This window comes from Streptomyces clavuligerus (genome assembly GCF_005519465.1).
GTDB lineage: Bacteria > Actinomycetota > Actinomycetes > Streptomycetales > Streptomycetaceae > Streptomyces > Streptomyces clavuligerus.
In genome coordinates this window covers 227,508-253,095 of the sequence record NZ_CP027859.1, presented here as the reverse complement: position 1 = coordinate 253,095, position 25,588 = coordinate 227,508, and the positions used below count along the sequence as shown (strand labels likewise).

At 71.1% G+C, this 25,588-nt stretch carries 30 protein-coding genes and 1 CRISPR repeat array; of the genes, 12 read left to right on the top strand and 18 right to left on the bottom strand.

Annotated elements, in window-relative coordinates:
• Positions 1 to 554 precede the first annotated feature (554 nt).
• Complete coding sequence (locus tag CRV15_RS29380) at positions 555 to 1,292, top strand: aminoglycoside phosphotransferase family protein (RefSeq protein WP_003962998.1); 738 nt, start codon at positions 555 to 557, stop codon at positions 1,290 to 1,292.
• A 121-nt stretch (positions 1,293 to 1,413) separates the two neighbouring features.
• Here the strand turns inward: CRV15_RS29380 and CRV15_RS36110 are convergent, their stop codons facing one another.
• The 17 genes from CRV15_RS36110 to CRV15_RS37030 all read right to left on the bottom strand — a co-directional run bounded on the left by CRV15_RS36110 (position 1,414) and on the right by CRV15_RS37030 (position 14,833).
• Positions 1,414 to 1,551, bottom strand: coding sequence for a hypothetical protein (locus tag CRV15_RS36110; protein ID WP_003954529.1), 138 nt, complete (start codon positions 1,549 to 1,551; stop codon positions 1,414 to 1,416).
• A gap of 131 nt (positions 1,552 to 1,682) precedes the next feature.
• Positions 1,683 to 1,778: a hypothetical protein gene (locus CRV15_RS38035; protein WP_003954528.1), complete on the bottom strand. Its 96-nt coding sequence runs from the start codon at positions 1,776 to 1,778 to the stop codon at positions 1,683 to 1,685.
• Complete coding sequence (locus tag CRV15_RS29375) at positions 1,775 to 2,056, bottom strand: Pycsar system effector family protein (RefSeq protein ID WP_003954527.1); 282 nt, start codon at positions 2,054 to 2,056, stop codon at positions 1,775 to 1,777. Before CRV15_RS29375 ends, CRV15_RS38035 begins: the two co-directional genes overlap by 4 nt.
• Positions 2,057 to 2,127: 71 nt before the next feature.
• Complete coding sequence (locus CRV15_RS29370; RefSeq protein WP_003962996.1) at positions 2,128 to 4,251, bottom strand: hypothetical protein; 2,124 nt, start codon at positions 4,249 to 4,251, stop codon at positions 2,128 to 2,130.
• Positions 4,252 to 4,365: 114 nt separating this feature from the next.
• The gene (locus CRV15_RS29365) at positions 4,366 to 4,779 is read right to left on the bottom strand and encodes a hypothetical protein (RefSeq protein WP_003954525.1); all 414 of its coding nucleotides are present in this window, start codon (positions 4,777 to 4,779) and stop codon (positions 4,366 to 4,368) included.
• Positions 4,779 to 7,424 carry a hypothetical protein gene (locus CRV15_RS29360; RefSeq protein ID WP_003955547.1) on the bottom strand — a complete coding sequence of 882 codons (2,646 nt, stop codon included), beginning with the start codon at positions 7,422 to 7,424 and terminating at the stop codon, positions 4,779 to 4,781. The genes CRV15_RS29365 and CRV15_RS29360 overlap by 1 nt, the downstream gene beginning before the upstream one ends.
• A 147-nt stretch (positions 7,425 to 7,571) precedes the next feature.
• Positions 7,572 to 7,751 (bottom strand): carbohydrate ABC transporter, encoded by a 180-nt coding sequence (locus tag CRV15_RS29355; protein WP_230864336.1) that lies wholly within the window; start codon positions 7,749 to 7,751, stop codon positions 7,572 to 7,574.
• A 56-nt stretch (positions 7,752 to 7,807) separates the two neighbouring features.
• The gene (locus CRV15_RS29350) at positions 7,808 to 8,320 is read right to left on the bottom strand and encodes a hypothetical protein (RefSeq protein ID WP_003955545.1); all 513 of its coding nucleotides are present in this window, start codon (positions 8,318 to 8,320) and stop codon (positions 7,808 to 7,810) included.
• A gap of 389 nt (positions 8,321 to 8,709) precedes the next feature.
• Positions 8,710 to 8,961: a hypothetical protein gene (locus CRV15_RS29345; RefSeq protein ID WP_003955544.1), complete on the bottom strand. Its 252-nt coding sequence runs from the start codon at positions 8,959 to 8,961 to the stop codon at positions 8,710 to 8,712.
• A gap of 90 nt (positions 8,962 to 9,051) precedes the next feature.
• Positions 9,052 to 9,339 carry a hypothetical protein gene (locus CRV15_RS29340; protein ID WP_003962994.1) on the bottom strand — a complete coding sequence of 96 codons (288 nt, stop codon included), beginning with the start codon at positions 9,337 to 9,339 and terminating at the stop codon, positions 9,052 to 9,054.
• Positions 9,336 to 9,539 (bottom strand): hypothetical protein, encoded by a 204-nt coding sequence (locus tag CRV15_RS29335; protein ID WP_003955542.1) that lies wholly within the window; start codon positions 9,537 to 9,539, stop codon positions 9,336 to 9,338. The genes CRV15_RS29340 and CRV15_RS29335 overlap by 4 nt, the downstream gene beginning before the upstream one ends.
• 104 nt (positions 9,540 to 9,643) lie before the next feature.
• Complete coding sequence (locus CRV15_RS29330; RefSeq protein WP_003955541.1) at positions 9,644 to 9,871, bottom strand: hypothetical protein; 228 nt, start codon at positions 9,869 to 9,871, stop codon at positions 9,644 to 9,646.
• Positions 9,872 to 10,142: 271 nt separating this feature from the next.
• Positions 10,143 to 11,639 carry a hypothetical protein gene (locus CRV15_RS29325; RefSeq protein ID WP_003962993.1) on the bottom strand — a complete coding sequence of 499 codons (1,497 nt, stop codon included), beginning with the start codon at positions 11,637 to 11,639 and terminating at the stop codon, positions 10,143 to 10,145.
• A 26-nt stretch (positions 11,640 to 11,665) separates the two neighbouring features.
• Positions 11,666 to 12,391 (bottom strand): hypothetical protein, encoded by a 726-nt coding sequence (locus CRV15_RS29320; protein ID WP_003962992.1) that lies wholly within the window; start codon positions 12,389 to 12,391, stop codon positions 11,666 to 11,668.
• A 93-nt stretch (positions 12,392 to 12,484) separates the two neighbouring features.
• Positions 12,485 to 12,751, bottom strand: coding sequence for a WhiB family transcriptional regulator (locus CRV15_RS29315; RefSeq protein WP_003955539.1), 267 nt, complete (start codon positions 12,749 to 12,751; stop codon positions 12,485 to 12,487).
• Between the two features lie 236 nt (positions 12,752 to 12,987).
• Positions 12,988 to 13,494 carry a hypothetical protein gene (locus tag CRV15_RS29310; RefSeq protein WP_009998994.1) on the bottom strand — a complete coding sequence of 169 codons (507 nt, stop codon included), beginning with the start codon at positions 13,492 to 13,494 and terminating at the stop codon, positions 12,988 to 12,990.
• A 436-nt stretch (positions 13,495 to 13,930) separates the two neighbouring features.
• Positions 13,931 to 14,833: a hypothetical protein gene (locus CRV15_RS37030; RefSeq protein WP_009998991.1), complete on the bottom strand. Its 903-nt coding sequence runs from the start codon at positions 14,831 to 14,833 to the stop codon at positions 13,931 to 13,933.
• Between the two features lie 611 nt (positions 14,834 to 15,444).
• On the opposite strand from CRV15_RS37030, the gene CRV15_RS29300 reads away from it, so the two are divergent.
• Together CRV15_RS29300 and CRV15_RS29295 are read left to right on the top strand one after the other, a co-directional pair.
• A complete protein-coding gene (locus CRV15_RS29300) occupies positions 15,445 to 16,260 on the top strand; it encodes a GntR family transcriptional regulator (protein WP_044955428.1) in 816 nt (271 codons plus the stop codon).
• A complete protein-coding gene (locus CRV15_RS29295) occupies positions 16,257 to 16,817 on the top strand; it encodes a GNAT family N-acetyltransferase (RefSeq protein ID WP_003955534.1) in 561 nt (186 codons plus the stop codon). Before CRV15_RS29300 ends, CRV15_RS29295 begins: the two co-directional genes overlap by 4 nt.
• A 768-nt stretch (positions 16,818 to 17,585) precedes the next feature.
• Here the strand turns inward: CRV15_RS29295 and CRV15_RS36105 are convergent.
• A complete protein-coding gene (locus tag CRV15_RS36105; RefSeq protein WP_157849248.1) occupies positions 17,586 to 17,933 on the bottom strand; it encodes a hypothetical protein in 348 nt (115 codons plus the stop codon).
• A gap of 412 nt (positions 17,934 to 18,345) precedes the next feature.
• Here CRV15_RS36105 and CRV15_RS37025 point away from each other — a divergent pair, with 412 nt between their 5' ends.
• The 9 genes from CRV15_RS37025 to CRV15_RS37020 all read left to right on the top strand — a co-directional run bounded on the left by CRV15_RS37025 (position 18,346) and on the right by CRV15_RS37020 (position 25,166).
• A complete protein-coding gene (locus CRV15_RS37025; RefSeq protein ID WP_009998988.1) occupies positions 18,346 to 19,011 on the top strand; it encodes a hypothetical protein in 666 nt (221 codons plus the stop codon).
• A 490-nt stretch (positions 19,012 to 19,501) separates the two neighbouring features.
• The gene (locus CRV15_RS29275) at positions 19,502 to 19,774 is read left to right on the top strand and encodes a hypothetical protein (RefSeq protein ID WP_003955531.1); all 273 of its coding nucleotides are present in this window, start codon (positions 19,502 to 19,504) and stop codon (positions 19,772 to 19,774) included.
• The gene (locus CRV15_RS29270) at positions 19,755 to 20,273 is read left to right on the top strand and encodes a DUF6879 family protein (protein ID WP_003955530.1); all 519 of its coding nucleotides are present in this window, start codon (positions 19,755 to 19,757) and stop codon (positions 20,271 to 20,273) included. Before CRV15_RS29275 ends, CRV15_RS29270 begins: the two co-directional genes overlap by 20 nt.
• A 3-nt stretch (positions 20,274 to 20,276) precedes the next feature.
• A complete protein-coding gene (locus CRV15_RS29265; RefSeq protein WP_003955529.1) occupies positions 20,277 to 21,122 on the top strand; it encodes a helix-turn-helix domain-containing protein in 846 nt (281 codons plus the stop codon).
• Between the two features lie 62 nt (positions 21,123 to 21,184).
• The gene (locus tag CRV15_RS29260) at positions 21,185 to 21,475 is read left to right on the top strand and encodes a DUF7848 domain-containing protein (protein ID WP_003955528.1); all 291 of its coding nucleotides are present in this window, start codon (positions 21,185 to 21,187) and stop codon (positions 21,473 to 21,475) included.
• Positions 21,463 to 21,738 (top strand): hypothetical protein, encoded by a 276-nt coding sequence (locus tag CRV15_RS29255; protein ID WP_003955527.1) that lies wholly within the window; start codon positions 21,463 to 21,465, stop codon positions 21,736 to 21,738. The genes CRV15_RS29260 and CRV15_RS29255 overlap by 13 nt, the downstream gene beginning before the upstream one ends.
• A 246-nt stretch (positions 21,739 to 21,984) precedes the next feature.
• Positions 21,985 to 22,437, top strand: coding sequence for an NUDIX hydrolase (locus CRV15_RS29250; RefSeq protein ID WP_003955526.1), 453 nt, complete (start codon positions 21,985 to 21,987; stop codon positions 22,435 to 22,437).
• Between the two features lie 599 nt (positions 22,438 to 23,036).
• Complete coding sequence (locus CRV15_RS36375) at positions 23,037 to 23,258, top strand: hypothetical protein (protein WP_158692575.1); 222 nt, start codon at positions 23,037 to 23,039, stop codon at positions 23,256 to 23,258.
• A 268-nt stretch (positions 23,259 to 23,526) separates the two neighbouring features.
• Positions 23,527 to 23,798: a CRISPR direct-repeat array (repeat unit 28 nt; unit sequence GGACGATCCCCGCGCGGGCGGGGCGGAT).
• A gap of 1,077 nt (positions 23,799 to 24,875) precedes the next feature.
• Positions 24,876 to 25,166, top strand: coding sequence for a hypothetical protein (locus CRV15_RS37020; RefSeq protein WP_230864337.1), 291 nt, complete (start codon positions 24,876 to 24,878; stop codon positions 25,164 to 25,166).
• The last annotated feature ends 422 nt before the right edge of the window (positions 25,167 to 25,588 follow it).

Sequence of the window (25,588 nt, the reverse complement as noted above, 5' to 3'; positions counted from 1 at the left end):
CTGGGCGGTCGTCGGCTGGTGCGACGGGTACCGGGACGTGGATCTCGGGCCGGACCGTGGCCTTGGCCGGGCGGCCGACAACGACGCCGCGGCGCGGGCGAGCGCGGACAGGACCGTCAAGGCGAGGACGGCGAGCCCGGCCGCGACGGGGCGGCCGGGCTGCGGGGTGGCCGCCCAGACCATGGACACGGTGGCCGCGCCGTGCCCGGCCCACAGGGCTCGGACCCCGTTGTTCCGGGAGAGGTAGCCGAGGACCAGGCCGGTGATGCCGGCGAGTTGCCAGAGGGTGTAGACGGTGGAGCCTTCGATGGGGAGGCCGCCCGAGTGCTGGGCGAGGTTGTGGACGCTCCTGATACGTTCTGTGACCTGCTGCGACGAACGGGGATGCGGTGGACGGGATAGCTTTTGTACCGCCGGAGGTGCGTAACCGGCTTGTCGTGCGCTTCGGACCGGAAGTTTTGGGCTGGTGTGATCAACTGCCAGTCCTGGTGGATCAGCTGGCGGCCCGCTGGAACCTGACTGTCCTCGCGGAGGGCGGAGGTGGCACGTCACGGGTGTTCCACTGCATCCAACAAGGTGACGGGGCAACTGTGTGGCTGAAGCTCACCCCTGACCTCGAGATCGCTTCCGCGGAATCAGAGGCACTGCACGCATGGGCCGACACACCGTGGGTCGTCAAACTGCTGGCGGAGGATCTTGTCGTCGGGGCTCTGCTGCTGGAGGACGTGAAGCCGGGAGTCCCGATGAGGCGGCTCAGCTGGAGTTTGCCGGAGGTCGCAGCCCTGCTGCGGGAACTTCGCATTCCTTCCCCGGCTCGCGGACAAGGTTCTGTGCTGCAGCCGCTTGCGCACCGAGTGGACTTCCTCTTCGAGCTGACCGGCCGCCGGCTGGCGGGTGCCGGTCTGAACGAGGTTTTTGCCCCGGCGGTGCTCAACCGGGCGCGCGCAGCCGCCCTGGATCTCGCCAGCGGCGACACGACGGGACTCGTGCACGGTGATCTTCATCCGGTCAACGTGCTGTCCGGGCCCGGACAGCACATGGTCGCGATCGACCCCCGGCCTGCGCTGGGTGACCCCGACTTCGACGCTGTGGACTGGGTGATGGCGGGAGTGGAAGAGTTCGCCGAGCTGGAGCGGAGGGCCGAGGAATTGGCGGCGCTGGTTCCCGGCCAAACTGCCGCTCGCGTGCTGGCCTGGTGCCGTGCTGTTGCTGTCATGGATGCGGCCTCCAGGCTCTGTGCGGGTCGGGACGACGCCGAGACCCAGTTCCTCATGGCGTTGGCTCGCGGCTGAGCGACGGCTCCCGTCGAGCATTGCCTCAGGTGCGACATGCACGGCGATGTTGTCAGTGTGTGGACGGGCTCGAAGCCGACCGTGGCCCGTCTGAGTCCGCCGCCATCGAGGGCGGTGGGTGTCAGCGAAGACGAGTAACTGTTTGCTGGGCTTCGAGTGCCTCGTCGACGACGGTACGGGCTGTGGGTTCGGAGACGCCGAGCCGGGTGGTGAAGTCGCGGACGAGATCGGTGTCGAGGTCGAGGTCGTTGTGGTGCACGGTCTCTCCATTCGTGATGGGTGACGCAGGGGCCGGTGGGCTGTCCGGCTCCCCTTCACCGCCCAGGCCGCGGTGGTTCGCGGTCTGGGCGGGTCGGGCAGCCGTCAGAGACGGGGACGGGGGTGTGTGGTTCACAGGGCGGTGAGGAGGCCGGCCGTGATGGAGAGGATCGAGAGGGCGGTGAGGTCGATGGCCCACCGGATGCCGCGGTATTTGCGGCGGGTCATGCGGGAGAGGCGGACGATGTCTGCGGGCCGGTGCCGGTGCCGGTGGTGGCGAGGTCGGCGGCGACTTCCTGAGGGGTGCAGGTGGCCCAGTGGAGGAACGTGCCGTGCGGGGCGCCGGAGAGCGACGGGCGGACGACGAGCAGGACGACGACGACCGCGGCGGCCAGACCGAGCGCGCCCGTGCCGATCAGCAGGGCGGAGTGGCTGGGGAGGTCCCGTCCGGGGACGGTCGCGAGGACGACGGTCAGGAGCAGGACCAGGGAGAGGGAGACGACCACAACGGATTCCTTTCGGGAACGGGCCGGGCCCGGCCGATGGGTTGGCCGGGCCCGGTGCTTGGTTGGTTTGGTCAGGTGCTGGTGAGGTGTTTCAGGGCGGCCAGGGCGTCCTGGGGGGTGGTGGCCTGGGAGGGCTGGGGTGCGACCGGCACGGTCCGGCCGGTGCCGCCGGTGCCGGATTCGCCGTCGCTCTTGGGGGCGCCGGGTTCGCCTGGGCGGGGGGTGGGGTCGGTCCAGTCGAACCACAGGCCGCGCTTGGTCAGCTCGCTGATCTCGTGGGCGGTGAGCCGGGGGGTCTCGTCGGGGAACAGGCCGGAGAGGTCGGTGTCGAAGTCGGCGTAGAGCGACCGCATGAGGACGGCGCGGCCGTTGTCGAGGACGATGACCGCGACGCCGCCCGTGCTGACGCCGTTCTCCGGGTCGGCCTCCCCCCGCATGGCCCGCTCGATGGCGGACCCTTCGCTGCGGGAGTAGCGGGCGGGGATGGTCGGCACGTTGTATGCGTCGGTCATCGTGCCTTCCACCGCCTTGTGGGTGGCCATGGGGGAGCCCATGTTGAAGACGACCGCGCGGGAGTTCTGTCGGAGGTTGTCTTTCATCTCGGTGGAGAAGCCGTTGTGCGCGAACGGGCTCTGCCCGGCGGCCTTGAAGCCGATGCCGTACTTGAGGCCGGTGACGGTGAGGTTGTCGCCGAGGGACTGGATGTCCTCCCCGTAGACGGTGTTCTGGGCGGCGGTCATGAACTCGTCCGCGTACACGGACAGCATGGGGAAGGGGCACCGGGGATCGCCCGGCTTGTAGTCGTGGGGCTGCCCGTCGTAGTCCCAGGGCATCTCCGCCCTGATCTCGCACAGCGCCGTGGCGGCCCGTAGCTGGCGGTACATCCACTGGGCGGTGGAGCCCTGGCGGTCGATGTGCCGGCAGAGGACGGATGTTTTCTCGTCGTGGCGGACGGTGGAGAGCCACACCACGGCTCCGGCCAGGGACTCCGCCGCCATCTGGATGGCGAAGTACTGCGTCTTCCCGGACCGGGACACTCCGAGGATGAGGCCGTGGGCCGGGGCGTTCTTGTCGTGCTGCCAGACCATGTTCTTCACCGGCTGGCCGGTGATGGTGTACCCGCACACGAACATGCCCTTCGCGTCCGGGGTCAGAAGGTCGCGGGTGGCGGGGAAGGTCTGGGAGAGCGGCGGCTGATCGAAGACGCTGATCAGGAACTCGGCCCCGTCGAGCAGGACGAAGACGCAGGAGTCGTCCTCCGGGATCCCCAGGCCCCGGCAGACCTTGTTCAGGTCGACGCGGGGTGTCTCGGTGGGGTCGGTCATCCGGGCCCGGTAGAACGTCACCCCCCGCTCCCGGTCCCGGGTGACGGCGACCAGCTGGGACCCGGGGGCGCCGCCGCGGGGCCCGCCGATCCGGTCCGCCCACCGCTCCGCGTCCGTGGGGGCCGTCGCCCGGCGGGCCGCCGCGTCCGGGGTGATGTGGACCTCCGCCCAGCCGGGCCCGCCCTGCCGTGCGCCGGGCTGCTGCGCCACCGGCTCGATCCGCACCGTGTCAGGGGTGGCGGGCACGGCGAACACCGCCGCCACCGCCTCCAGTGTCAGGGCCCTGATGGGGCGTCCGGGCTGGAGCATGCGCAGCAGCAGGGTGATGTCGTGCCGGGTCCCTTCGTGGGGGACGGCGGTGACGATCTGGGTCTCGCCCGGGGATCCGGCGCGTTCCCACATGCGGCGGGCCTGCCGGGTGAGGTGGTCGGCATTGTCGTCCGGGGGCAGCGGTTCCTCGGGGGCGGCCTGCTCCAGGACCGGTTCTGGGGTGGGGGGCAGGGTGATGGCTGTCGGGGGGCGGTGGTGGCTGCGGCGGGTCCGTGTCCAGGGGGCGAGTGCCCCGCACAGCAGCGCCCACCCGGCGGCTGTCAGGGCGTCCGCGTTCCAGGGGCCCCAGCCGGGGGTGTGCAGGGCGGCGATGTCGACGGCGGCGGCCAGGGCGAGGGGGGTGGCGCGCAGGATGCGCTGTCCGGTGCCGGGGGTAGGGCTGGTGACGGCGTGGAGGAGGGAGGCGGTTCCCGCGGCTCCGGCGAGGACGACGACCGTGTTGACGGCGCCGGTGGGGGAGAGGTTGGGTGCCGCGGCGATCACCGGCGCGGCCAGGACGTAGAGCGCGCGCTCCAGGGCGACGCCGCGGGGGACGGACACAGGGGGCTCCTTGCTGGTGAATAAGACCGGCCGGTCAGGTTCCGGTTGTGCGTGGGGGAGGGCTCGAGGGGCGGCCCCGCACTCGCGCGCGGGCCGTCCCCGGGGGAGGGGTTGTCAGTCGGTGAAGAACCCGGGCTTCGGGGTCTTCTCCTTACGGCCGGACCGGATCTCGTCGAGGCGGCCGTAGAGGGAGGTGTGGAGACGGGCGGTCGCGGCGGTGTCGTCCGCCGCTTCCTGGGCCGCCTGCTGGAAAAGGCCCAGGCCGCGGGCCGTGCCGCCCAGCAGGATGGCGACCTCCTGCGTCATCCGCACGAACCGGTCGTCGAGTCCGGCGCGGGCGATCGCCTCCGCCGTGCCTTCCACGGCCTGGGCGTCACGCCGCATCGCCCGCTCCACCACGGCCAGGTCGTCCGCCATAGTGCTGAGTTCGCGGTCGACGTTGCGCAGGGCCTGCTGAAACGCCTGGTAGGGAGAGGCGCCGGCAGAGGCGATGGGGTAGGGGACAGAGCACTCCAGGTCCATGTCCATCAGTGCCCCTCGTGGTGAACGGCCGCCGAGGCGTGGTCGAGACCGGCCTCCTCCTTGGCGTCCTGGTCCTCGCCGTAGACCCTGCCGACCGCCATCGCGGCCAGCCGCGCGCCCTCGGCGGCGGCCTGGCAGTCCACAGAGGCCTGGCGAGCACAGCGCTGCGCCTGCTCGATCCGCTGCCCCGTCTGCTCGAACTGCTCGATCAGCCGCCGGTCGAGCGCGTGCCCCCGCTCAAAGACGGGTGCGAGCTTGCCGATGGCGTCCGCGATGACCCCGAGACGGTGTTCCGCCTTCTCCGCGGCGTCCGCACAGTGCTGCGCCCGCAGGGCGACGTTGGTCATGTCCATCAGGTACTGGCCGAGAGTGATGTCGGTCCGGTGCCGGGCGTCGAGATGCTGCACGCCGCTGCCGCTGCCGCTGCCGTGTACAGGTGCGGGGGGTTTGGCGGGGGGCTGACCGTCCATCATGTGGCTGTGCTCCTTGTCTTCGGGTGGGGTGGGCTCGGGTCCGGCCGGAGCCGGTGGCGGGGCAGGCGGGGCAGGCGGGGCAGGCGGGGCAGGCGGGGCGGGCGGGGACGGTGGGGGAGCGGGGTCCGGGGCGGGGGGCCTGCTGGTACCGGGCCGCGGAGGGTACCGGCGCGGCTGGCCTGCCGTCAGAGCGGCGCCGTTGATGATGACGGCGTCCGGAATGTCATCGTCGTCCTCGCCGCCCGGGGCGGCTTTCCGCGGAGGTGTCTCGTGTCCCGGCCACTCCGCTGTCTCAGGCCCGAACGGACCGGCTGACCGGGCACTGGAGGCCGCGTCGTCCCCGCCCGCCCGGCGGCGGCCCCGGGGCCGCCGCTTGCCGGACTTCCGCCAGCGCCCCCACCAACCCGACTGCCGCGCCCCATCAGGGCCACTGGACGGCTCGTGAGGGCCCGCTCCTGCACCCTCCGGGGCCTCAGACACAGACGGGTCACCGGGCCCCTCAGAAGCACCCTCAGGACCCTTTCCGGCATCAGGGGAACCCTCGCCGGGAACCTCCGAGCCAGCCTCCTTGCCGGCCTCCTTGTCGAGCTCCTTCCCGCCGTCCGGCGTCTCCTCGCCCTCGGCCTGCTTGCGGCGCTCGTCGAACCGGCGCTGCGCCTCTTCCACGACCGCCGCCGCGAGCGTCACCCTGCCCGGACCGGCCGCCCGCTTCTCCGCCCGCGCCTTCTTGCGCCGCTCACGCCTGGCCTTGCGGGCGGCCGTCCGCCCGGCCTTGGACCGCTTCTTCTCCGCCGCCTGCTCGTCCTTGGCTTTCCGCTTCTTCTCCCACAGGGTCTGCTGGTTGGTTCGGGCCTGGTCGCGGTCCTTGGTCCGGTCGGCCAGATCGGCGTCCAGCCGCTTGCCCCGGAGCCCGGCCCGCAGGTCGTGCCGCCGTTCCTGCCGTGCCGCGGCCCGCTCGTTGCGTCCGTTGTCGCGGCGCTCCTGGCGTGCGGCAGTCCGGTCGTCCTTACCGCGCCGGCGCTGGTCCGCGCGGTCCTCACGGCGGCCCTGCCGGTCCCTGCGCCGGTCCTGACGCGGAGACGGACCGGCCGCACCGGAGCTGCCGGACCCCCTGCCCGTGCCGCCGCCCTGGCCCTTCCCAGGGCCCTTCCCCGGGCCCTTCCCACCACCACCAGACCCGGCCCCGGACCCGGACCCGGAGCCCGAGGCGCCGGAACTCCCACCCCGGCTGCCGGAGCCCTTCTTCTCATCCCGGGATCCGCCGGCCCCGGAACGGCCGGATCCCGTGCCGCCACCGGCACCTGACCCGGATCCGGATCCGCCGGAGCCCTTCCCGCCGGTACCGTCCGACCGGCTGCCCTGGGAGCCCTTCCCGCCGGTACCGTCCGACCGGCCCCGGCTGTCGCCGCGGCCCGAGGCGCCCCTGGAACCACCGGACCCGGAGCCCGAGGCGCCGCCGGAGTTCTTCCCGGAGCCACCACCACCGCCCGAGCCGCCACCGGACTTCGACCGGCCGCCCTTGTCGGCACCCAGGCCCGAACCACCGCGCCCGCCACCACGCCCACCGCCGGAACCGCCGCCCGAGCCGGACCGGCCCGCCCCCGAACCACCGCTCGTGCCACCGGATTTCATCGCGACGGCGTCGCCTTTTCCTTTGGCCGCGGTTTTGTCCGCCTGAGCCTGCGCCTGCGCAGCACGCAGACTGTTCTGCGCTTTGAGCAGGGCGATATCGCGGTCGGATTCCGCTTTCAGCGCGGCGACTTTCGCCGCGATTTCCGCTTCACGGTAGGGGGCCTCGGCCGCCATCCGTGCCCGACCGCGGTCGATTCGGTATTCGAGCCAGTCACCCAGACGCTCCGTCAGGGTCCGGGGATATTCGTATTCCTCCTCTTCATCCTCGTATTCTTCCTCTTCTTCTTCGTCGCCGTCTTCCTCGTTTTCGGATTCGGGATCATCGGCGAGTGCCATTTCGGGGCTCATCGGCTCCCGGATAGTGGGGAGTTCCGTGGTGTCCTCCGGGTATTCCGGCGGTGCGGCGGACTGCTGGGGGAAGAGACGGCCGGGGTCGGCCAGTTCCGGGGGCCGGTTGAGAATGTCGTTTCCGACCGGGAAGTTGATGAGCTTCCCGGGGGCCTTTCCGGGGGCGGCGCCGCCAGGGGCGTCGGTGTCGTCGGACACGGTGTTCTCCGGGTGCTTGACAGGGGTGCGGAGCCTCGCGTACGCGCGTGCGCGCGCCTGGGCGAGTGGGCGTGTGGGCGCCTGGGCGTTGGGGACCCCGTGGAGGGGCCGACCGGAGGACGGCCGGCCCCTCCACGGGGTCCGGTACTACTGCTGCTGGGTGTGCTTGAGGTAGGTGGCGTGGAGCTCGTGCGCCAGGAGCCGCAGCGTCTGGACGTCGCCCCGGCGGTGCGCCTTCTTCCCGTGCGTCTGGAGCAGCATGAGGAGGAAGTAGAAGGCGCCGAGGTCTTCGCCGTGGCGGTTGATGAAATCCTGCTGCTGATTCATCAGGTATTCGCGGGACCTCTGGGTCCTCAACTCGCTTTTGAGGAGCGGCCGACCGGTCATGCGGATTCACGCCCCTGTCCGCGGAGGTCGTAAATCGACTGCGCGGGAGCAGCATAGCCGCCGGGCTGGGGGGTGTCTACGGGCTGTTGCGGACCGGCGGGCCGGATGGCGGGGTTCTTCTTCCGGGCCTTGTCAATTTCTTTCTGCTTTCGCTCTCCGGGGAGCCTTTTCACCTTGTCCGCGAAGTCGCGGCGCGTGAACGCGGCTTTTTCCAGATCGGCGGCGAGTTTTTCCGCGTCGTGGAGCGCGGCGCTGAAAGCTTTTTCGACGGGGCGGGCCCGCATTCGGGCGTGGTAGAAACGGTCGCCCTCGATGTGGGTGTCGCGGCAGACGACCTGGATCTCGGTCTGGAGGGTGGCGAGGTGCCGGGCCATGTCCCGCACCACGCGCTGGAGATCGGCGAGGTAGCGGGCGGTCGCCTCGACCGAGAGGGCGACGTCGTGGAGCGGCGCAGCGCCGGCCGGGCCGGAGCGGGAGCCGGAGGTGGGTTCGGGGCTGGGGTGGTTCACGAGCGGGTTCTCCTCCGGTGCAGGGGTCTGGCCTGGCGGTGCCCCGGGGCGGAGATCCTGTGCAGGGGACCGGGGTGTGCGAGTGCACCCCCCCCCGGGGCCGTGCCGGACTCCGCCCGTGGGCGTCGCGAGTCCCGCCAGGGGCGGGGCCGCGGGGGTGGACTCGGCCTGCCGGCCGTGGCCGTCACCGGAACCCTCACGCCCACCCGCCCGCAGGCGAGTGGGTGGACAGGGGCTGGTGGCGACCATGAGCGGCAGGGCGTGGTGCGGGGCGGTCCGGTCAGCGGACCGTGCGCTGCTTGACGGCGGTCTGTCCGGCGCGGTCCGTGGCGATGGAGCCGCCCTCGGCCCGGACCGCCCTGGCGATGTTGGTCCGGTTCACAGGCTCGTCAGTCGCCGTGGGTGGCGGTCGGGGTGTGGCCGTACTGCTGGTGGTGCAGCCAGGCCCGCACCCGCAGTTCCTCCGGGTCAGGCCTGGCAGGAGCGGGGTGAGGCAGGCACGGCCACGTGGTGGTACTGGCCGGTATGGCGGTGCGGTGGGGGAGGCGGGTGAGGGTGGCAGGCGCGGTCGCGGCAGTGGCGGCGAGGCGGCGGAGGTGCCGCAGGCGCCGGGGCCTGCGGATGAAGAAACGGGCGAACACAGTGGACTCCCGGAAAAAGTGGAGAGGCCCGGCCCGGGCTCCGCCACGATGGGCAGAGCCCGGGGAGACCAGGGCCAGGGAAGGGGAGGGTCAGGGTGTGGGCGGCAGGTCCCGGGCGCGCACGGTGACGCGGAATCCGCAGGTCGCACGCAGTGGGCAGGCTGCGCAGATGGCGGCGGCCTCGATCCGGACGGCAGGGGGCGGGTTGGTGTTCTCCGCCGCGTCGAACAGCTTCCAGCGGCCGGTGCACGCGGCGACGCCGCGCACGGCCGGGACGACGGTGCGGACCGCCCGACGGGCCCGCCGCGCACGGCGGGCCACGGCGGTCTTCAAAGCGGTGTCGTCACCGGCCTGGGACGGGTCCTGAGCAGTGGTCACGGGGTGCGCCATCGGGCGGAGTGGTCCTGGCGGCGGCGCTCGCGGTCCTCCCATGCCTGCCCCTGCCGGTCCGCCGCAGCGGCGGCGCGGTGGTGGGCGGCACGGCGCAGCCGGGACGCCTTCTCGCTGGCGGACTCCCGCCCGCTGTAGGCGGTGTCCGCCATGTGGCGGTCGTTGCCGATCAGGCCGAAAAAGGCCATGGTGAAGTGCCTCCTGAAGCGACTTCGGAGTGCGGAATGAAGAATGGGTGCGCCGGCCGGGCGTGGACAGCGGGCCGGCGCACCCCCGGCTCATACGCGGCCGGTCAGGCGGCGAGCGATGACACGGCGGTGTGCGACGCGGTCGCGAGCGGTGTAACGACGGGCCGGTCGCCGACCACCACTGCGGGCACCGGGGGCTGGTCGTGTACGGGCTGAACCCGGACCGTCATGGTGTCCGGACCGCGGTGGTTCCGCCCGGTGGCCTCGGTGCTGACGGTACTGGTCTCCGTGCTCACCGTGGTGCTGGTGCGGGGCATGTGGTTGTCACCCATGAACTACTCCCTGAGCAGAGGCATTTTGGCCTGGTTTCGTATGAGTGCGGGGCGCGCCGGGTCGCTCGCCGGGTCTGCACCCCAGAGGGTTCTGCGGACGGTGCTGTCCGCTGGCCTGGGGGTGCTCGTCGGGTCTGCCGGGGGCCGGGTCTGCCACTGCGCTGCTGTGACTGCGTGTGTGGTTCCGGCAGTCGCGGCGAAGGCCAGCCCTGCAAAAAATGGGGGGTGGGGCTGGCCTTCACCGGTGGTGCCGGAGGCAAAAAAAGGGGGGTCAGGGCCGGGGGGCGGCCTCCTCCTCGTCCTGCCGGTCCGTGTCGGTCCCATCGCCGCTGCCGGTGTCCCCGGAAGGGCCACCGGTTTCACCGGAGCTGCCCCCTTCCTGGGCCGTCAGCTCGGCCCAGGTACGGCGGATGCGCTCCTCACCGCCGACGAAACCGGCCTCCCGGAAGGCGGCCACGGCCTGGCGGTAGGACAGAGGCGGGTCCTCGCGGTAGCGCAGGTGCCGCAGCACCACCACGAGCTGCGTGCCGGTGAGACGTTCACCCCGTTCGGGAACCGGCACACCCGCGACGGTGGCGATCTCCTGGAGCGTCACGGCCGTCACGGCCGTCACGGCGGTGCGTGACGGCGTGACGGTCCAGTCCGTGCCGGCGCAGGTCTCCGTGACAGGACGCGTGACAGCCACCGGGCCCGTCACGGTTTCCGTCACGGCGGGTGTGCCGGGGGCTGTGACGGTTCCCGTATCCGTCACGCTCTGCGTGCCGGACCGTGTGCCGGTGTCCGAGACGGCGTCACGGGCAGGGAGTGCGACGATTCCGCCGGGCCGTGACGCAATGCCGTCCGAGTCGGCGCTGACCTGCGTGACACCGGTCGGGACGGGTACGGGCGGGGCCGTGACGCCGGTGTGACGGACTGTCGTACCCGTCACGGTGCCCGTGACGGTTCCGGCACGGCCCGGGCCCGCGTTGAGCGTGCCCGTGACGGAACCGGCACGGTCTGCTGCTGTTCCGAAGGCGGGTGTGACGGACCCGGAGAAGGACGTGACGGCGGCCGGTGAAGGTGTGACGGGTGCGGGGAGGGCGGGTGTGACGGTGGGCGGCGGGGTGAACATGGCGGCGAGGGCGGTGTCCGCGCCGGAGGTCATCCGTGCCCGCTGCACCGTGACGAGCCCGGTGCCGAGTTCGTCGTCACCGACACCGACCTTGCGGGCGAGCCGCCACGAGGCGAGTTCCGCCCGCTTCCGCGAGTACTTCCTGGGATGGTTCGCGGCCAGGGCCCGCAGCACGGCCATCCGCTGAACGGTGGCGGCGTTGCGGCGCCGGGCCTCGATGTCGACGCCGGTGCGATAGACCACGATCCGGCGGGCCAGCAGCCCGATCCCCTCCGCCGAAGCGGACATCGCCAAAGGCGTGACCGCGTTGACGACGGCCTCCTTCATACCGCTGGCGACAATCGCGCCGGTGGCGGAGGCGACGGCGGGCAGCACCCACAACCCCAGCCGCACCACCCCCGGGGAAGACTGACCCAGCAGAGTCAGACCCACCATGACCAGCGCCAGTACCAGCGTCGCGCCCTCACCGGCGGCGACCACACCGAGCGCCGTCGCATCCTCCGGAAACCTGCGGCTGATGTTCGTGAACGTGCCCCACCCGCCGAGGCCGCCGACGGCGAGCATCGGGACAGCCGCAGCCCCCAGGATCAGAACCTGACCCCACGTCAGCTCACGCTCACGCTCGTTCTGCGCGGGTTCCAACTGTGTGTGTTCCACGTGACTGTTCTCCTCAGAAAGCAAGGTCAGGACGACTGCCCGACGGCGCCGGTGCTGCCGCAGAGGGTGGTGACCGTGCGGAGGCGGGTGCGCTGGGTGTCGATGGCCTCGGCGGCCTGGCCGAGGAGCGGGGTGTCCTCGCGCCAGGGGGTGCGGTAGTCGGCCGCGTTGCCGATCAGCCACCCCGACCCGACAGGGTCCAGCCCCGCCCGCGTGTACGCCTCGTCGCGGCTGATCCCGGCCGACTTCTGCCGGTGATCGTGCACCGTGGCGATCCTCGCGGCGATCTTGTCCCAGGCCCTGGCGGCGGCGCGGACGGTCTCCTGGGCGGTGACCAGCCGGTGCACGGCCGAACGCCACGCACCATCAGGGGTGGTGTCGAGAGCGGTGAAGCGGACGTCCATCTCCGCACGCGCGGCGGTGTACGCGGCCCAGGCCGCGGCTGCGCCGCTGGTGGCCTGCTTCAGCAGGCGGACGTACTGGGCGGTCCGCCACAGGCGCTCGGCCTGCCGGTACTCCTCCATGAGCAGGGCCCGGGCCGCGGGGGACAGGCTCTCGTCCGAGTGGACCGGGAACGGCTGGTACGGCGGCGTCTCCTGCCCGGTGAACGGCCCGAACACGAACCGGACCCGGTCCGGACCGTCCGCCACCACGCCCTGGAAGTGCTCGTGGTGGTGGGCACGAGTCTGCTCGGCGAGCCCCTGGGCCTCGGCGAGAGTGAAGGTGAGCGTCATCAGATCTCCGTTCTCCATTGGGTGAGGGTGGATTCCGGGCTGCCCGGCTCCCCTTCACCACCCGGCCCCCGGACTGCGGGAGACGGGTGGATCAGGCAACCGCCAGACCGGTCAGGCCGCGGAGGTCGAGGTGCCCCGGGCTCGGCGGCGGGCTTCGCGGCGCTTCAACGCGCGGCGCTCGTCCTCGTCCAGGCCGCCCCAGACACCGTGGGCCTGGGCGGACTCCATGGCCCACTGGAGGCAGTGCTCGATCACGGGGCAGCGGGCACACACGGTTTTGGCCTCCTTGATCTGGAGCAGTGCCGGGCCGCTGTTGCCGATCGGGAAGAAGAGGTCGGGGTCCTCTTCGCGGCAGGTCGCGTTGTGCCGCCAGTCCATACCGGCCGGCAGGCTGGTGGGGGCGTAGGTAGTGCGGATGATGTCGCCACGCATGACGGGAACCTCCAAGGAAGAAGGAGAAGGGGAAGACGGGAGGGGGGCGCGGCCCAGCGCCGGGACCGGTGCAGGAAAGGGGGGGCGGCGCCGGGCGGGGGTGGCCAGAGCGGCACCACCGAGGAAAAGATGAGGAAGAAGGCAGCGGCGCCGGGACAACCCGGAGGCGGCCCCGACGGGTCTCAGCCCCGAGTGCCGGTGAGATCGCTGACCCGCCGCACGTGACCGCTCTGGAGCGTGATCGTGGCGGTGACCAGGTCGACAGCGGGGGTGTAGCCGGACCAGGGGTTGCGGTAGGCGCTGATGTGGCCGACGATCCACCCCGCGCCCCCGGACTCGGTCACTGCTCCGGCGAGTTGAAGCGCGCACTCCACCGCCAGACTGGCCTGGCGGTGGCGCTCGTGGACGGCCGCGATCCGGTAGGCGGCGGTGTCCCACCTCTCGGCCGCGGCCAGGGCTGTGGTGTGGGCGGCGACGAGGCGTGATACGGCCGAGGACCACATCCCGTCGGGAGTGCCGGCCAGGGCCGCGAACGCCTGGTCCATCCGCGTGCGGGCGGCGGTGAACGCGGCCCACACCAGGGTGGCATCGTCGAGGGCGGTCTTCAGGGCCCGGACGTAGCGGACAGCGGCACCGCCCACCGGGCCGGGGGCGAGGCGGGAGTCGTCGAGCACATGTACCAGGGGCACGACACGAGCAGGCACAAGGATCTCCAGACCATGGTGAAAAGACAGAGGGGAGCGGCCCCCGACCGCCCTCGTCGGGGCAGCCGGGGGCCGAAAGAGGCTGCCGTCCACGAAGGGCGGCAGCAGGAAGAAGAACAAGAAGAAGGGGAGAAGGGGGCCGGTGATCCCGGTCCAGTTGGTCACCACCCGGCGGTGGTGACCACCCAGACTGACCTCCCGGCCCCGCGGTCACATGTCGTCGGGCAGGCAGTAGACACACGCCTCAGCAGCGTCGTCGTTGTGGCACCCGCACAGCGGGCACACCCAGAACCGGAGCGCCCTGACCAGGGCCAGAACACTCACCGCGGCCTGCTCACAGACCGCTTGTTCACCTCACGGACCCGCTCCGACAGCTTCTTCCGCTGCTCGTCGGTCAGCCCGGTCGCCATCGCCATCGCGGTCACCGCACAGCCTCACGGCCGGTGGGGGTGGGGGTGGGGGTGAGGAGGGGCTGGCGGACATGGCCGGGGGCCATCTCCGCCAGCGTCCGCCGGGCCTTCCGGCCGGCCGCCGCCGCGCGCTGGTCACCGTCGGCGGCCAGGTGCCGGACGAGACGGTGGAACTGCTGGGCGGGGTCGTCGTGGGGTTCGAGCCAGTCCCGCTCCTCCTCGTCCTGGACGTCGTCGACGACACCGGCCTCGACCGGCGGGGGAGTACGGCGCTCGGCGGGACGGCGCTCGGCCGGACCCGGGTTGAACACCGGGACAAACCCGCCGACGGCCGGCCGCCGGTCCCCGGACCCGGACTGGACCAGGGTCTGGCCCGCCGACCCACTGGCCGTGCCGAGGGTGTCGCGGTCGAGACCGGCGCCCAGGGTCCGGCGCCGCCGGAACACCCCGGCCGCCTCGTCGTCCCGGGCGACCGCCTCCTCGATGTCCCGCGCCTGAGCGGTACCGAGGTCACGGAGCTCACCGGTCAGCAGCCCGCCACGGACCATGTCGTCCTCACCCCGGTTCAGGTCCATCCCCTCCAGGTCCCGCAGGGCGAGCTCGCGGCACGCGGCACGCGCCGGACACCCGCCGCAGACCTTGAGCAGCAGGAGTGTCCGGGCCTTCCAGGCCGCGTACGGCTCACGCTCACCACGGAACCACTCCACCCGGCCCACACCAGGAGCGGGGGCGCTGGCGCAGGAGGCACCGGCATCCACCCGCGCCTGAAGAACCAGACGACGCGAAATCCGCGCAAGAACCGGAGAGTCGAAGCCCGGGGCCAGCCAGTCGGTGCCACTGTCGTGCACGGGCGTCGGCGCGGGTTCGGCGGTGTCACCGCCGGACGGGACGGGATGTGTGAGAATCACGTTCACAGGTGTTCCTTTCGTTGGGGTTGGCCTGTGATCGCGCCGCCCGGAGCTCTCACCTTCCGGGCGGCGCTTGTAGCAGCGCGTGTGTACCGCGCAGTGCCCCGGACCGGACTCGAACCGGTCGTCTGTCTGCCTACGGGGCCCGCGATATCTGCCTTGTTTCACCGCGCGTGGATCCTTGTCCGCCCGGTGCAGGACGGCATGGGAAAAAGTGCTGTGGAAGCCTGATCGCAAATCTCTGCGCACGCGGCAGGGCTGGCTTGTCGCAGTTGCCTGTCCCGCATCACGCCGCGGGCCGGCGGTCCGCATCCCCTGCGGACGGGGCCGGTGCAACCAGAGGACTCACCTGGTGACACCCCTCCGCAGATCTCTTGCTCGGGAGCGTCGGCTAGTCGTAGCGCCGGATGTTTCGCTGATTCAGTTGAGAAGGAACAAGCGCTTTCTTCAGGCCCTCCGAGCGGGAGGGACTTCCGTGCTGCAGCCGTCACCAACCGAAAAGGCCAAGGGGTCTATGTGGAGTAATACGTACTGACCCTCTTGCACCCCTTGTAGGTACAAGCTGTAGGGTGATCCTGTACCCACACACAGCGACGAGTCAAGAGGGGGGCGCCACCATGTACCAACAAGCTGGTTCAGTGGGGCAGGATGACCACATGACCACGCCTTTGTATCGACGCGTAGCCGACGCTCTACGAACAGAGATCACGTCCGGCGGCTACACCCCGGGCATGGACCTGCCGTCCGAGCGGGAACTCCAGTCCCGGTACGACGCCTCCCGGAACACCATCCGCCAGGCACTGCAGACCCTGGTCGCCGAAGGGCTGGTCGTCTCCTCGCAGGGACGCCCCTACCAGGTGCGCAAACAGGAGATCTTCACGCTCAACGCCTCCAGGTTCGAGGACCTCCGCTACTCCACCGCCGAGGACGGCGACTCCTACGACAACGACGTGCTGGCCTCCGGACGTATCCCCCGGCAGGACTTCCAGGTCCAACTGGTCCCGGCACCCCCGGAGATCGCCGACCGGCTCTGGATCGAGCCCGGCGAGACCGTCACACTCCGGTACTGCCTGCGCTTTGTCGACGACGTCCCCTGGTCCACCCAGGCCACGTACTACCCCCGGGCACTGGTGGAGCGGCATCCGCGACTCGCCGAGCCCCGGGACATCTCGGAGGGCACCACCCGGTACCTCGCGGACCATGGTGTCGAGCAGGTCGGCCAGCGGGACGAGTGGATGTCCCGGCCACCGACCCCGGACGAGGCCCGGGCACTCCAGATCGGCCCCGGGGTGTCCGTGCTGGTCTGGACCCGCACCGGCCACACCCGGGACCGGCCCGTCCGCTGCACTCTCACCACCTTCCGCGGCGACCTGAACAGAATCACCTACGACCTCGGCGACCTCTCCGCCCTCGACGGCAAGGACCAGTCATGATCATCACCCGGGCCGTGCCCGACGATCTCGTGGATCTCCTCAGATACCGCAATGAGGCGTCGGCATGGCTGGCGGACCGGGGCGTCGACCAGTGGCGCAACGCGTTCCCCGCCGGCCACATCACTGCAAGCATCGCGTCCGGCACCGTGTTCATGGTCCGCACCCTCAAGGGCCGGACAGCGGCCACGGTCACTCTGGACTCGGAGCCCGAGCCCGACCTGTGGTCCGACGCAGAACTGGCCGAACCCTGCCTGCACCTTCACAAGCTCATCGTCCTGAGGGAGTTCGGCGGGGTCGGTCTGGGGCGCCGCATCCTGGACTGGGCCGGCGACCTCACCGCCCGCAACGGAGGCCGGTGGGTCCGGATCAACGCCACCACCCACAACCACGGCCTCCAGCACTACTACCTCGACAACGGCTTCCGGCACGTACGCACCGTCGAAGGCGGAGGAGTAGGGGGCGCGGGCGTCGCGGGCTGGCTCGCACAACGCCCCGCCGTCCTGAACAGTGCTCACGGTTTGACAGACGCCACCGTCCGGAACACGGATGCCGCGTAGCGGCGCCAGCCTCTGACAAGAGACGGAGCCGCCCCCTCCGGCCAGGGAGGGAACGGCCCCTGAAACCGACTCGCCAGCTCTCACACTCCGAGTCGTGTCCGGCGTGACCTCTGACGATCTCACCGCAGCAGCCTCCCAGCGGGCGACCACCGCTGCCCAGAATACGTGCCCTCCCCCGTCATGCAGAGGGCAGCGCCGCCATTGTCAGATTTACGGTCACTGACCGGTCACGGCTCCCTGTACCCCTTTGGGGAGTACCGCCGTGCACCGCTCCGCCCTGCCCGCATACCCCGCGCCCGGAACCGGGCACGGGGACATCGGCCTGCCCTCAACCGGACCCGCCACCCCGGGCACCGGGGTGCCACCCCAGCCTGGAACCACGCGCACGCAGGTGCGACCGACCGCCGCGTCTCCGTCTGCGGAGTGGCCGATGCCACTGGTCCCGGTGGGGGAGCAGACGGTGTCGGGGACGCGGTCGCGGCGGTCGGGTCCACGGGCGTGGAGCCGGTCGGTTGTGTGGCTGGTGGGGGCGGGTGTGCATCCGCGGGCGTCGGCGGTGACGGTGCGGGTGGCGGAGGATCTGGCGGGGCGGATGGACTACACGACCGGGCAGGTGCGGTACTGCCTGGACGGCATGGTGGTCCGGCTGGGTCTGTCGCGGGCGACGGTCTGCCGGCACGTCGCCGTCCTGCGGGAGATGGGTTCCCTCGCCTGGGCCGAACGGGGCAGTCGCACGAACGCCCACCGAACCCAGGGCCGCACCGACGGCTACGCGAGAACAGCGACCGTGTACGCCGCGGTGATCCCGCCGGTCTTCGACCAGGCCATGGGCCACACCGTCATCGGCACCGGATACACCGCCCGCATCATCATCGACCACCGAAACCACATCCCGGCTCCCCGGACCACACCGGCACCGGCACCGGCCGGCGTGTCCGCGAGCCCGGCCTCGGACCCCGGCCCGGCGACGGACGACGTCCCCGTGACGGACGCCAACTCCAGCCCGGCGGCGGACATCATCTCCGCGGCGGACACCAACTCCAGCTCGGCGGCGGCACCAGTCCCCGGCACCGGCCCGGCGACCGTTCCCTCCCGGCCCGCCACCCACCTCACCACCCGTCTCACCCGCGCGCGGTCCCGGTCCGCCGAGGCCCCGACCGCCACCGTCCCGGGCCAGGCCACCAGCACCCCCACTGGACCGGTCGGCAGTCGCGTCCGGGGGCAGAACGGCGTGGAGCACCAGGGTGGTGTGGGTGCCGGTTCTGTGGATAACTCGCCTGTGGATAACCGTGGTTCGCGGTCGCTTGAGACCCCTTCCCTCTCCTGGCTGAGAGAGGTGGGTCAGGCTGAGGTAGTGGGTGGTGAAGGAACCTCTACCGCGCACACGCGGACAGCCCCACCAGTCATCCACACCCAAGGCGACAACCCGGACACCGGGGGAGCGAAGCGGGGTACTGGGAACGGGCCCAGGGCGCCGAGGGGGTCCTGCGGACACCCGGCACGACCCCGGTCACGAGTGGCGCGGACGGTGCGAACGGGGAAGCCGAGGGCGAAGCGGACACTGACGATCCTCGGCCACAAGATCACCCCGGCCCGGATCGACCGCGCCCGCCAGATGGCCGCCACCCTCAGGCCGCTGGTGAACTGGATTCAGGGAGCCCGGCTGAACGAACTGTCCTGGGTCATGCTCGACATGGCCGCCCTCGACTGGTCGGATGCCCAGGCCCAGCTCTGGCTCCAGCGCCTCGGCGACCACATCGGGACCGGTAACCGCCGGCGGCGGCGTCCGGATCATCCGCACCGGGTCATCGCCGCAGCACTCCTCCGCCACGACCGCGAACAGAAACACCGCCTCGAGCAGCACGGACCTGATCCCCAGCAGGCCAAGCGTGAGGCGACGGTGCCGAACGCGGAGTTCGAGGCCGTCCGGGCAGCACTCGCTGCCCGCGAAAACCAGAACACTGGCCTCGACCTGGTCGAGTACACGACCGTCGACACCGCACCTGAGGACATGTGGGACCGGGCGGCCGTACGCGCCGACGCCGAGACCGACCCGGCCCTCGTCCTCGCCTACGCCCGCCACGCAGGCCACGACGCCGCCGTCGCCCTCTACGGAACCACCGCCGAACGCATCCTCCACGCCGCCCTCGAAGACCACCGCGCGGGCATCCCCGGCCAGGCGGGGTTCCACTGAACCGGCAGCGGGCCCAGCCGACTCCACCGCAGCCCGAGCCGGGGCAAGCCGCCTTCCGGACACCGGAATCGACCCAGACAGCCCCACGACGACCACACCGCCCGATACCGTTGAACACCCGACCCCCCACCGCGGACAAGAGAACACCAGCCCCGAATGCAGGTAAACGAAAACAGCAAGATCCCTGACAACACCCCAGGTCACGAAGTATCCGCCCCGCCCGCGCGGGGGTCGTTCTGGTGGAACGACCCGCTCTCCGCCGCCCTGGACATCCGCCCCGCCCGCGCGGGGGTCGTTTCGGTCATGGATCTGGTCACCGGTTGGGTCCGGCCCGATCACCCTGCCGACCAGCACTACGTCCGGCGAGGCCGCCCGGGGCCGTGAGGCGTCACATGCAGGTGGTTGTCATCTCGGCGTGCCCTTGACTGCGGTCCCGGTCGCCGAAAGAGTCGTGGAACACCGTGGAATCCACTGGTCAAAGGAGACAGCAGTGGCCCTGGAGTTCTTGGGTATCTGGCCGAACACGCCGGACGACGGGTCCCCGACCATCTGGCAGGAGAAGGAGACGGGCGACCTGATCATCCAGTCGTGGCTGGCTGATGAGGCCACCATCCGGCAGGCGCAGGAGGTCGGCTCGGTGCCTGGACACACGACCGATATCCCGCCGCACGAGGGGGTGTTCCGGTTGCCCGCCAACATGATCCAGTTCATCCCCCGCCCACCCCAGAACAGCGAGGACACCGGTGGCAACAGCGGTACGTGAGCAGCTGGCCCGGGCGCAGCGCTCGGCCATCCACCTGGAGATGCGGGACAGCTACATGCTGGATGACCCGGAGTTTATCCGCTGGCAGGCCGGGCACCGCTACGACGCGGATGACCGCGCATCCTGGTGGCGGTCCTGGCTCGATGTCGTGGCGGAGACGACCGCTCGCGGGGTGGCCATGCGCCGCCTGCGGGTCGTGTCCGAGCCGGTACACGACTACATCCGGTACGAGTTCGACGGAACCTTCACCAACGTGGCTGCGGGCGAAGAGGTCCGCTGGCTGCCGCGCTCGCAGGCACGGGGCCTGCTTCTCCCCGTCCTCGACGGCTGGGTCTTCGACAGCGAGACGGTGATCCTCCACCACTTCAGCGGTGACGGTCAGTGGACCGGACCCCGCATGGAGGTCCGCCACGACCCTGAGCTGGCACGACGGTACACCGAAGCGTACGAGACAGCATGGGAGCGCGCGATTCCGCACGCGGAGTACCAGCCCGCATAGTCCATGGCTGTCTCTGCATCATCAAGTGCCCAGCAGGCCCGGCAGATTCTCGCTTCCCGTCTCGGCGAGATCCGCCGGGATGCCGGGCTGACCGGGCGCGATCTGGCAGAGGCGTGCGGCTGGTACCCGTCCAAGGTCTCTCGCATCGAGAACGCGCGGAACCCGCCGTCCGCCGCCGATATTTCGGCGTGGTGTACCGCCTGCGGAGCGCAGAACCAGGCTGAAGACCTGGTGGCCTCTCTGCGAGCCGTGGAAGGGATGTGGGTGGAGTGGCAGCGGATGGAGCGAACCGGTCTTCGCGCTGCCCAGGAAGCGCGGCTGCCCCTTTTTGAGCGCACCCGCCGCTTCCGCTCCTACTCGTCGTGGCTGGTGCCCGGCCTGATGCAGACCAGGGAGTACACCGAGGCAGTTCTCAGGGCCGTACAGCAGCGACGCGTGAAGGTTGACGATGTCGACGCCGCCGTAGAGGCACGCATGGCCCGCCAGAAAGTGCTCCACACAGGGGCTCGTTTCGCCTTCCTGCTGGAGGAGTCCGTCCTGAGGTCGGGACCCGGCGGGCGAGACGTGATGGCCGCCCAGCTCACCCATCTGGCCACAGCAGCGGCGCTCCCGTCGGTGAGCCTCGGCATCGTTCGGATGAGCCCGGACCGGACGAGAACACCCGTAGAGGGATTCTGGATCTTCGACACAGCCCAGGTGAACGTAGAACTGGTCTCCGGCTACCTCACCATCACTCAGCCGCGAGAGATAGCAATGTACGGCGAAACCTTCGCTGAGCTGGCCGAACACGCTGCCTACGGCTCCGATGCCCGTGACCTGATCACAGAGGCACGTCGATCCCTCGGGTGAATCCGTGGAATCTCGTAGAACTCCGTGGAACGCCGGGGCCCGCTCTTCCTACCGTCGTGGGCATGGAAATGGGAACCCCATTGAAGGGGCACCAGGACACGCAAATCCGTGATCTGAACCTCGCTCCGGTGGACGGCGCGCCCACGACCCGAATGATCGAGTGCACGGAGTGTGACGCGCGGTCGCCGTTCGGGCCGCCGCTGGCGGACTTCGCCCGCTGGGCCTTCGGCCACGCCGCGGCGACCGGTCACCACAACTTCCAGCGGGTCACCACCGAACTCCTGCACACGGGTACGGGCCCCGCCGGCGCCGACCCGGCGGGGCCCGCGGAGAAGCCGTCGTGCCCCGGCTGACCGAGGCCACCGGGTACGGCCGGGTGCTCAGCCTCTGCGGCGAGCTGCATCCGGAGCACGCGAAGACCTTCTGCACCGAGCAGAGCCCGGCGCACGACGGTGATCACGTCCACGAGTACACCGGCACCACCTGGCCCCGACGGCCCGAGCCGGGCGAGCAGGTCGAGGTCGGGCCCGAGTGCCGGATGGACGCCTGCGAATTCTGCCCCGTCGACGCCACCCCGCGCTGTGACTGCCGGTGCCACCGGCCCGAGCAGCGCTGAACCCCCGCCTCCTCCCGGGGCGGGACCGCCCGGCCCCGCGCCACCTGTCCCCGGCCCGGGGCCGGGCCGTACAGCCCCCGCCCTCGTCCGGGGGGAAGGGCCTGCCCCCGCGCCGACCAGTACCCCGGTCCGGCGCGGGGGCGGGCTGGCCAACTCCGCCCGGGGCGCCGTATCAGGCGCTCCGGAACCGGGGCGCCCCGGCGGCCCCCTTTCCCTCCACCACCAGATCGCAAGGGATACACACCTGTGCGTATCGACATCTCGGTCCTCGTGACCGACGCCGACGACCATGTCCTCCTCGTCCACCCGGGCACCGGCACCCGCTGGCGCCTGCCCACCGCCACCCACACCGACACACGCCCCCTGGGCGAGATCCCCGCCCAGGCCCTGGCCGCGGAGACCGGCCTCCACCGGCCGGTCACCACGATCCTCGGCATCGACCACACACCCGCCGACACCAACACCGGCGGCGAGGAGCGCGTGGTCCTCGTCTGCGACGGCGGGCGCCTCACCTCCACCGAACGCGAAGCAGCAGCCGTCCCCGACAGCGCGACCACCGTGACCAAGGTGCGCTGGATTCCCTTCGGATTCGTCGGCGACTACGTCACCGACACCGAGGAGACCCGGATTCACACGGCCTACCACGCCCAGACCAACGGCGTGGTGTCGCTGCGCCTCGGAGCCGGAGCATCCTCATGACCAACGGGCAGCAGCAACTGCCCGCCAACACCTGGAACACCTTCCGCGGCGGCCTCGGCCCCGACGGCTCCGAGAACCGGCTCCGCGCGGGCGGGGCAGACGCACCGTGGTGGCCCCGGCTGGGAGCGCGAGCAGAACGACCCCCGCACAGGCGGGGCGGATGAGCCGCAGTTCGGGCAGTCGGTCATCCACCGGGGACGACCCCCGCGCGGGCGGGGCGGGTGTCAGCCCATGAGCCTCCCGCTGCTCACGCAGCGAACGATCCCCGCGCGTGCGGGGCGGATATGCTGAGAAGAATGGAAAGCGCGTTAAAGTCCGAACGATCCCCGCGTGGGCGGGGCGGATACTTCGTGACCTGGGGTGTTGTCAGGTGATCATGCTGTTTTCATTTACCTGCATCTGGGGCTGGGGCTCCGTTGGTCCGCGGCGGGGGCTGGGTGTTCAACGGTATCGGGCGGTGTGGTGTCGTGGGGTTGTCTGGGTCGGTTCTGGTGTCCGGAAGGCGGCTTGCCCCGGCTCGACTCGATCGGGGTGTGGTGGAGTCGGCCGGGTCCGCTGCCGGTTCAGTGGAACCCCGCCTGGTGGGGGATGTCTGCCCGGTGGTCTTCGAGGGCGGCGTGGAGGATGCGGGTGGCGGTGGTTCCGCAGAGGGCGACGGCCTGGTCGTGCCCGGCGAGCTGCGCGCAGCTGCGGACGAGTGCCGGATCGGCGTGGGCGTCGGCGCGTACGGCCGCCCGGTCCCACAGGTCCTCGGGCGCTTCCTCGACAGTCGGGTGCTCGACAAGATCGAGTCCGGCAGTCTGGCTTTTCGCGGGCGGTGAATGTTGCTCGGGCGGCCTGGAACTCGGGGTTCGGCACCGTCGCCTCACGCTCGGCCTGTCCGGGGTCGGGTCCGTGGCCCTTGAGGTGCTGCGCCTGGCGGCCGTGGCGGAGGAGTGCCGCGGCATTGACTCCCGGTGCGGATGATCCGGACACCGCCGTCCGCGGTCGGTGGCTTTGATGTGGTCACCGACCCGCTGGACCCAGAGCGGAGCCCCGCGCGGGCGCGGGCAGACAGGGCGAAGGTCCAGACCGACATGGCGACCCCGGGGACGACCCCCGCACGGGCAGGGCGGATACGCGGCCAGCCAGGCCGCTCCAAAGAGGACGCGAGCGACCCCCGCGCGGGCGGGGCGGATGAGGGTCCCGGGTCCCTTGTCAGTCCCGGAGGGGGACGATCCCCGCGCGGGCGGGGCGGATACAGCAACAGGGCGATAGCGAAGAGGCCCTTCTGGACGATCCCCGCGCGGGCGGGGCGGATGGCAAGGGAAGCCAGCAAGGAACCGAAAACGACGGACGATCCCCGCGCGGGCGGGGCGGATACTTCGTGACCTGGGGTGTTGTCAGGTGATCATGCTGTTTTCGTTTACCTGCATTCCGGGCCGGCCTTTGTGTCGTCCAGTCTGGGTAGGTGCACGGTATCCGTCGGCATGACCAGTGCGGGGGGTGTTCCGGAAGGAAGCCGCCCGTGCACGGATCTCCGGATGTCTGGCTGGGCCTGGCATGCCCTGTACCGGGTTCTGAACAGGTCCCTGCGCCGCCTCGGTGTGAACGCCCGCGGCCCGGCCGTCGGCCGCCGTGCTCCAGGGTCGGCTGCTGCCCCCGAGAGCCACGGGGACAGTCGTACTCACCCGCACCGTCCGTGCTTCTGACTGTGCTCCTGTGCTGCCCATCCGTCATCAACTCGCCTGTACGGGGGTCGTGTTGGTGGTGGGTGTGGGACTGCAGGATGCCCCTGAACATGGAGGTGCGCCGCCCGAAACTCTGACCCTCCGGGCGGCGCGATCACAGGCCCTACCTCGTGAAAGGAACACCTGTGTCCGTGATTCTCACACATCCGGTTCCGTCCGGCGGTGACGCCGCCGAACCCGAGCCTGCGCACGACAGCACGCCTGACTGGTTGCGGCCGGACCCCGACTCTCCTGTTCTCGCGCGGATCACCCGGCGTCCGGTTTTTCAGGCGCGGGTGGATGCCGGTGCCGCCTGCGCCAGCGCCCCCGTTCCTGTTCCTGGTGCTGGCCGGGTGGAGTGGTTTCGTGGTGAGCGTGAGCCGTACGCGGCCTGGAAGGCCCGGACGCCCGTACTGCTCAAGGTCTGCCGGTCGTGTCCGGCGCGGGCGGCGTGCCGTGAGCTCGCCCTGCGGGACCTGGAGGGGATGGACCTGAACCGGGGTGAGGATCACATGGTCCGTGGCGGGCTGCTGACCGGTGAGCTCCGCGGCCTCGGTACCGCTCAGGCGCGGGATATCGAGGAGGCGGTCGCTCGGGACGATGAGGCGGCCGGGGTGTTCCGGCGGGGACGGACCCGACCGCGGCGCTCTCGGCACGGCCAGCGGGTCGGCGGGCCAGAACCAGCCCCAGTCCGGGTCCGGGGACCGGCGGCCGACCGTCGGCGGGTTTGTGCCGGTCTTCAACCCGGGCCCGGCCGAGCGCCGTACTCCCCCGCCGGTCGAGGCCGGTGTCGTCGACGACGTCCAGGACGAGGAGGAGCGGGACTGGCTCGAACCCCACGACGACCCCGCCCAGCAGTTCCACCGTCTCGTCCGGCACCTGGCCGCCGACGGTGACCAGCGCGCGGCGGCGGCCGGCCGGAAGGCCCGGCGGACGCTGGCGGAGATGGCCCCCGGCCATGTCCTCCAGCCCCTCCTCACCCCCACCCCCACCTCCACCAGTCGTGGGGGTGCCCGATGACCGCGGCCCGCCCGCCGCCCGCCGTAGCTCTTTGAACGGCACGGGACACGGGAGCGACCCCCGCGTGTGCGGGGCGGATGTCGTGCTCGGGCTCGCTCACCGGGTCTCCTTGGAGCGACCCCCGCGCGGGCGGGGCAGACCGAACCCCGGTGTCTCGACGGTTGCCTGGAGCAGAGCGACCCCCGCGCGGGCGGGGCAGACATCCCCAGACAGATCCGCTCGGACTCGCCCAGCGAGCGACCCCCGCGCGGGCGGGGCAGACACTTCGTGACCTGCGGCGTTGTCAGGTGATCATGCTGTTTTCGTTTACCTGCATTCGCGGCTGGTCCTTGTGTGGTGCGGTCTGGGTAGGTGCACGGTATCTGCCGGAGTGACCGTCGCGGGGGGTGTCTCTATGTCCTTCGTCAAGGATGTGGTGCCGG